Below are 6,003 nucleotides of genomic sequence, written 5' to 3' on the forward strand. Positions count from 1 at the left end.
CTATTGACCAAAAGGGGAAGCTGAACTGTAAGGATTTTCTAGGAGGCAGGGTTAAATTAAACAAGATGCAGACCGATTTTGCCAATACGGTCGCTGGTTTAGGGCTAACAAGGGGCAAGGAAGGCTCTAAAGCCAAGCACACCAGCATCAAGGAGTATTACCACGACATCAATCATGCGAGAGACTTCACTATCGAAACCGTATCGCCTAAGCCTGAAATGTTTGAAAGCAAAGCTCGGTATGGTGAAAAGGTCACAGCAGCTGTTATTGAGCAAATAGAACCGATTGTGAAGGCGGCAAATAGCATTTTGATCGACTACGAGAAGGCGAGGTTAGATAAAAGCGTGGCAGAAGGAAGCTATGACACCCTTAAAAAACGTGTTGAGCCTTACTTAGTGGCGATTGATGGTCTAAATCAAGAGGAAATTGCTAGGGTGAACACGGTAATGCTGCTAGAACGCCGTAAAATCGCTGTAGAGAAGGATAATACTAATAAAGCTACGTGTGTATCAAAATAAAGTCAGGGAGCTATTAAATCTAATCCTGTAGACAAATAGAGGGGTTTTTACAGATAATTACTGGTGTTCAGGCAAATAAAGTTACTGAAAATACTAAAAAATCTATAAATTTGAAAAATATTGCTGCTTTGGGTGAGTTTAAAATCAATTTGATGGATGATCTAGAAAGGATTGATCGATTACCTGATCTAAAAAATCATAAAAAAGACCCTAATATTTTGCTGTAACTAGGGATTTTTTCTTTTGTCTTTTCAGTTAATAAAAAAATAAGAAAAGGCTTTTAATGCTTTTAAGGCTTTTAAAGGCTTTTAGACGCTCTGTGAGCCTTGCTGCTATTGGGTTGTAGCCTCCATTAAAGGACGTTTGGTTACCCATTAAAGGACGTTTGGTTACCCATTAAAGGACGTTTGGTTACCCATTAAAGGACGTTTGGTTACCATTAAAGGACTTTTTATAATTTGACCTTTAGATGACTTGGTGTAGTATGTCATTAAATCGTTATGGGTAAGATGGTTATGAACACTAAAAAAAACCTAGTGGTAAAAACTAATCAGCTAAATCAGGCGTTACAAACTTTATCATTGGCTGAAGTGCGAATTATTCAGCTAGCCATAGTTGATGCTAGAGAAACAGCCACAGGATTAAGTACAGACAAGCCGTTACGAATTGATGCCACTCGTTATGCAGAGGTATTTGAAACTACACGGCAAAATGGCTATAAGCGCATGAAGGAAGCTGAAGAAACCTTATTCAATAGGCGTTTTACCTACCTTGATGATAATGGTAAGCCCATTAAAAGCCGTTGGTTACAGCAGGTGCAATATCATGATGGTGAGGGTGCAATAGAACTAGTATTTACTCTTGCTGTTGTAGAAGGTATCAGCCGTATTAATGGCTTAGAGCAGTTTTTTACCTCGTATTTGCTAGAGCAAACGACACAGTTTGATAGTGTTTATTCGGTACGCCTTTATGAGTTATTGACGCAATGGCGCACAGCTAAAAAAACACCATGCTTTGAGATAGGGGTTTTTAGAGACCAAATGGGACTAGGGATCAATGAATACAAAGCGATGTGTGATTTTAAGAAACGTGTTTTAGACCTTGCTACAGATGAGATTAACAAAAAATCAGATCTTAAAGTCAAATATGAGAACGTAAAAAAGGGACGCAAAATTGTAGGTTTTGCTTTCACTGTTCATGAAAAACCAAAAGCTAAGACTGATGTGGTTAGTAAGGAGCGTGACGCTAGTACAGCAGATATGTTTACGGTAGAAGGATTAAACGACAATCAGCTAGGACGTATCACACGTAACAAGCAATTCATTGCTGATTATAACCATCTTGTTAGCTCTACCAGTCCAGCAGGTCAAGACCCTAAGGCGTGGGAGTTTGAAATGATCAACCGTCTTAAAAAAGATGCTTCACAGTTTAAAAAGCGTCCTATCAGAGAGTATCTTGAATACTAGGGCTTAAGAGTGCGTTTGATCGGTTCGGTTCCCTAGTGAGGACTTGAACCTTCAGCTGTACGCTATATAGGCTAATAGATTGAGCTATTGAAATAACGACAGTATACTTCGTGGCGTATATGAAGTGAGCCTTTCGAGGGTAGATTGAGTTGTTTTTGATTTGCTATAAGCACCGTTATATGAGTAAAACTGAACTTGCCTGATGAGCAAAGTTCAGAGAAACGGATAGAGTCGTTATTTATTCTTTAGGCTAAGGGACTTAAAAGCTAAGAGATAGGTCAAATCATAGCTTAAATGGGTAATTCTCCCTGTTACAGACAAAACTCTAATTCGTACAATTTTGGCTCTAATTTTAGTCCTTACGCAGGGAGCAGCAGTTCGGTACATCCTAGAGACTTATACTTCTACTAGGATGCGAATTGATGATGTCAAACACGCTAGAAAATTACTATTCAGATTGCTGATCAAATTTTGAAAGAATTTCTTCTAGGAAGCCTGGACCTTGAGCCTGACTTATGTGACTTATGAAAGCCAATGTATTGGCCGCAGCTCCAACAAACTTAATTTCAGTGTCTTTCATGCTGTTATCCTCAAATATTAATGGTCCACCACCATATGTGAGAACACATTGTTTAAAGCTACATCTTTCAAATTTTTTGTTATCTAGCTCTAAATGACTGCTGCTAAAAGTGCAGGTGATATAGTTTTCCATATGTATTTCTCCAACAACTTAAATTTAAGATAATAAGATGCGTTTTTCTATGAAAAACGCATCTACTGTGTAGTGTAGAAGGACATCTTTAAAGTGGAGTGTTTCAATTTTAGTGATTTATACATTCCTACTCATAGCTTAGACACAGCGTTAATTGTCCATTAGGGCTGAATATAGAATTATTAACTAGTAAGAAATTAGCTTAATAGTTCATTATACTAATCTTGATATTTATTTAAAACAGGAGTAATAAATTGTCTAGAGCAGTCTTATCAGACCATGTTTTATTTCGTGAGTGCATATTTTACTTAAGGGAAGACTTATACTTACAGACACAGAGAGGCTCAACAAGCAAAGATAAAAAAACCTTTAGTTGTATATGTACAACTTTTTTTATCACAAAAGAATGGGACTTAGGTAGTTTTTCAATAAATCCATCAAATAAAGTGAACTTAGCTTTCCGTAGGGCATCTTTGATTAGTGTTATAAATAACCCCTCCTGGATCACTGAAGGGTTTGAACATCCTCTCTTATTTGGAGAGATTTTAAGCTGCTTAGTAAGTTTTATTTCTTTATTAGCAGTAAAAAGCCCTAGGGATGTTGAACTAGACTCATCAGATCCAATTCAAGAGAGCTTTAGTGAGATTGCTTTGACCCTACCATTTGTTTCAGCAGGAACTGGAGCGCATCAAACCAAATTAACTATCGAGCAGGAAGATAAGCTAATAGAGGAACTAAAAGAGTTAGTTTCTACACTTAATAACATTGAAAAAAAAGACTACTTATTCTCTATACAGGTTATTAGGTTAATCCACCTATCCATTTTAGTAAAAAGAGATGACTTTGGACTAGCCTACTCATTGTTAGTTTTTGCAATTGAAGCTGTGGCACAAGAAGCAATAAGCAGAAAGGTTTTTAGAGAGCAGCATCCTAAAGAGAAGGAATGGGGAGAAAAAGCGAAGAATGATGATGATTTTAAGGAATTATTGAGGGTATATAAAGATTCAAGGGGTAAAGATAAATATCTATCAAAGAGATTCACAAGATTTATTATAAAATTTTGTCCACCAGATACTTGGGAAGAAATAGTAGATAGTAAAGACCATTTTTCTGATGGAGAATGGAATAATCACATGAAAGGAACTGAGCATCCTTCCAAAATGAAAACAGAAGAAATAGAAGACATTTTAAATAAAGTATATGACTATCGAAGTCGCTTTGTACATAGTGGAACTCAACCTCCTCATCAGTTTCCAGAAAGTTCGTTTAATAAATTTTTTGAAACTACACAAATTTTTGATGGTGATTTACATGCAACGCAAATAAATCCAACTTATGAATTAATGTTAGCAATAGCCAAACACTCAATCATAAATTGGTTGAGAACCAAAGTTAAGAAGTAGCCAACAACCAAAGGGCTTTAGACGCTAAAGTCAGTATTAACTAATCAAACACCTCTGAATGGCTACCCAGCCTAACAAAATCTACCGTATCGCTCTGAACACGGTAGATAAGCACCAAATCGGGTTTGATGTGGCAATCTCTAAATCCCTTGTGATTGCCGGTCAACGCATGATCTTTATACTTAGCCGGTAGCGGCACATCGTTAGTCAAACAATTGAGCACCTCACCCCATGCAGGAGTGAGTAAGCTTAGATAATTCTTTTTAGCATCCCTCTTAAACTGGTTTGATACTTCAATGGATCTCATCAGCCTCGCCTTCTAGCTCATCCATCAAATCACCAAAGCTGTCGTACTTAGTGCCGTTACCATTGGCAACCTCTGCAATAGCCGCGAGGGTTTGCGCGTTCAACTTCGGCTGATAGTCAAAAGACAAGGGAACCGCGTTAGTATCAGCGACTTGGTTCAAGAACAATCTTATGGCTTGTGAAGGCGTTAACCCATAGCTCTCAAGAACAGAAAAAGACCTGTCCTTCAAATCTTGATCGAGTCGTATATTATAATTAGTTGTACTCATATTAATCACCTATCGCTTATATTTGTACCTCTAATATAAGCGATAGGTGATTAAATCTCAATAGATTTAGCGTTCTACACTCAAACCGAGATAGTCTGCTCATCCAATCCAGCAAGAAAATCTTCAACCTTCTTTTCAATTCTTTTTTGCATGACATAAAGATCAGAAGCGGAATAATCCCCTAGCTTATTTCTCTCATCCATAACTTTAAACAGCTTTGTTCTAACTGCTTCCTCATGGGTTGTACCTTCAATTAAAAGCAAATTAAGTCGTATAACCACTCTGTTATACGCTTCTTGGGTGGCTTCAAACTGAAGGCTCCTATTGCTGGCTACTGATACACCGCTCATGCTCATAAATGACTCCGTTACTAGAATTATCTGTAGCGACAGATAATTTTTTTAGGTGAATAAATGGTTTGTACCAAGCTATGATTATGCCAGTGAATGACAAGGAGTAACGCTCTTATAACCCCTTTTTTGTAGCAAATATTACGACAGATAAAATACCCGTTATTTCCCACTCAATTTTATGACTACACCTTACGCACCCTATTGGGATGAAAAAAATCGTTAAGAATCATAAACTTACATGATTCTTAACGCTTTTTTTTGTTTGCAAAGTGCAAACAAAATGGACGTTAACCATTGATTTATAAAGGAAAAAGGTGTTTACAATCTGTAAACAGCCGATTTCAAAAACAGTGAAAAATAGCCCTTTTTTACTGCTTTTTTCGTCAAAAGTCTCGCTTTCCTAATGAGTCGATTTATGGTGTAGTATGTACACCTTAGTGAAATTACACCCAATAAGCAGGAAAAAGTGGCAATGAACTATGCGATTTTAAGAACAGCAAAATTAAAGACGATGGGGAATATTGGCGGCAGTCTGGCACACAACTACCGAACGATAGAAACACCCAATGCTGACCCCAATCGCGCCCCTAAAAATGATCACACAGTCGCTACCCCTGAAGCTGTCAAACAGGCAATAAAAGATCGGCTCCCTGAAAAAAGACGTTCTGATGCGGTGCTATGTATTGAGTATTTAATAACCGCCAGTCCTGAATGGGACGGCTGGAGCACCAGCAAGGAAGATGAGTTTTTTAAGCGAGCCAGTTTATGGCTCAGTGATAAGCATGGAGAAGAAAATATTGCGGGTGTGAGTATTCACAAGGACGTAACCACACCGCACCTAGTCGCTTATGTCGTTCCTATTGACCAAAAGGGGAAGCTGAACTGTAAGGATTTTCTAGGAGGCAGGGTTAAATTAAACAAGATGCAGACCGATTTTGCCAATACGGTCGCTGGTTTAGGGCTAACAAGGGGCAAG

General features: G+C 37.9%; 7 protein-coding genes and 1 pseudogene. 4 read left to right on the forward strand and 4 right to left on the reverse strand.

Annotated elements, in window-relative coordinates; genetic code table 11:
- Positions 1 to 518 (forward strand): annotated as a pseudogene (locus ACP7AE_RS13950) (hypothetical protein); the annotation flags it as partial.
- Between the two features lie 515 nt (positions 519 to 1,033).
- Complete coding sequence (gene repM / locus ACP7AE_RS13955; protein WP_404672452.1) at positions 1,034 to 1,984, forward strand: replication initiation protein RepM; 951 nt, start codon at positions 1,034 to 1,036, stop codon at positions 1,982 to 1,984.
- A gap of 448 nt (positions 1,985 to 2,432) precedes the next feature.
- On the opposite strand, the gene ACP7AE_RS13960 is transcribed toward repM, so the two are convergent.
- Positions 2,433 to 2,696 (reverse strand): hypothetical protein, encoded by a 264-nt coding sequence (locus ACP7AE_RS13960; RefSeq protein WP_426243815.1) that lies wholly within the window; start codon positions 2,694 to 2,696, stop codon positions 2,433 to 2,435.
- A 254-nt stretch (positions 2,697 to 2,950) separates the two neighbouring features.
- Between ACP7AE_RS13960 and ACP7AE_RS13965 the strand changes: the two genes are divergently transcribed.
- Entirely contained in the window at positions 2,951 to 4,099 is a 1,149-nt protein-coding gene (locus ACP7AE_RS13965; protein WP_426243817.1) for a hypothetical protein, read from the forward strand.
- A 40-nt stretch (positions 4,100 to 4,139) separates the two neighbouring features.
- Here the strand turns inward: ACP7AE_RS13965 and ACP7AE_RS13970 are convergent, their stop codons facing one another.
- From ACP7AE_RS13970 to ACP7AE_RS13980, 3 genes are all read right to left on the reverse strand, one after another.
- Positions 4,140 to 4,406 (reverse strand): type II toxin-antitoxin system RelE/ParE family toxin, encoded by a 267-nt coding sequence (locus ACP7AE_RS13970; protein WP_201618368.1) that lies wholly within the window; start codon positions 4,404 to 4,406, stop codon positions 4,140 to 4,142.
- Positions 4,393 to 4,674 carry a type II toxin-antitoxin system RelB/DinJ family antitoxin gene (locus ACP7AE_RS13975; RefSeq protein WP_426243819.1) on the reverse strand — a complete coding sequence of 94 codons (282 nt, stop codon included), beginning with the start codon at positions 4,672 to 4,674 and terminating at the stop codon, positions 4,393 to 4,395. The genes ACP7AE_RS13970 and ACP7AE_RS13975 overlap by 14 nt, the downstream gene beginning before the upstream one ends.
- Before the next feature lie 80 nt (positions 4,675 to 4,754).
- A complete protein-coding gene (locus ACP7AE_RS13980; protein WP_426243821.1) occupies positions 4,755 to 5,030 on the reverse strand; it encodes a hypothetical protein in 276 nt (91 codons plus the stop codon).
- A gap of 469 nt (positions 5,031 to 5,499) precedes the next feature.
- On the opposite strand from ACP7AE_RS13980, the gene mobV reads away from it, so the two are divergent.
- Positions 5,500 to 6,003: MobV family relaxase (gene mobV, locus ACP7AE_RS13985; protein ID WP_426243823.1), on the forward strand; the 504-nt coding region annotated here is incomplete at its 3' end.

It is taken from the genome of Psychrobacter sp. TWP2-1-2 (assembly GCF_049896785.1).
Taxonomy (GTDB): Bacteria; Pseudomonadota; Gammaproteobacteria; order Pseudomonadales; family Moraxellaceae; genus Psychrobacter.

Bases quoted from the DNA above. Each gene is read 5' to 3' on its own strand.
- repM (WP_404672452.1), top strand. From the start codon at position 1,034: ATGAACACTAAAAAAAACCTAGTGGTAAAAACTAATCAGCTAAATCAG.
- ACP7AE_RS13960 (WP_426243815.1), bottom strand. From the start codon at position 2,696: ATGGAAAACTATATCACCTGCACTTTTAGCAGCAGTCATTTAGAGCTA.
- ACP7AE_RS13970 (WP_201618368.1), bottom strand. From the start codon at position 4,406: ATGAGATCCATTGAAGTATCAAACCAGTTTAAGAGGGATGCTAAAAAG.
- ACP7AE_RS13975 (WP_426243819.1), bottom strand. From the start codon at position 4,674: ATGAGTACAACTAATTATAATATACGACTCGATCAAGATTTGAAGGAC.
- ACP7AE_RS13980 (WP_426243821.1), bottom strand. From the start codon at position 5,030: ATGAGCATGAGCGGTGTATCAGTAGCCAGCAATAGGAGCCTTCAGTTT.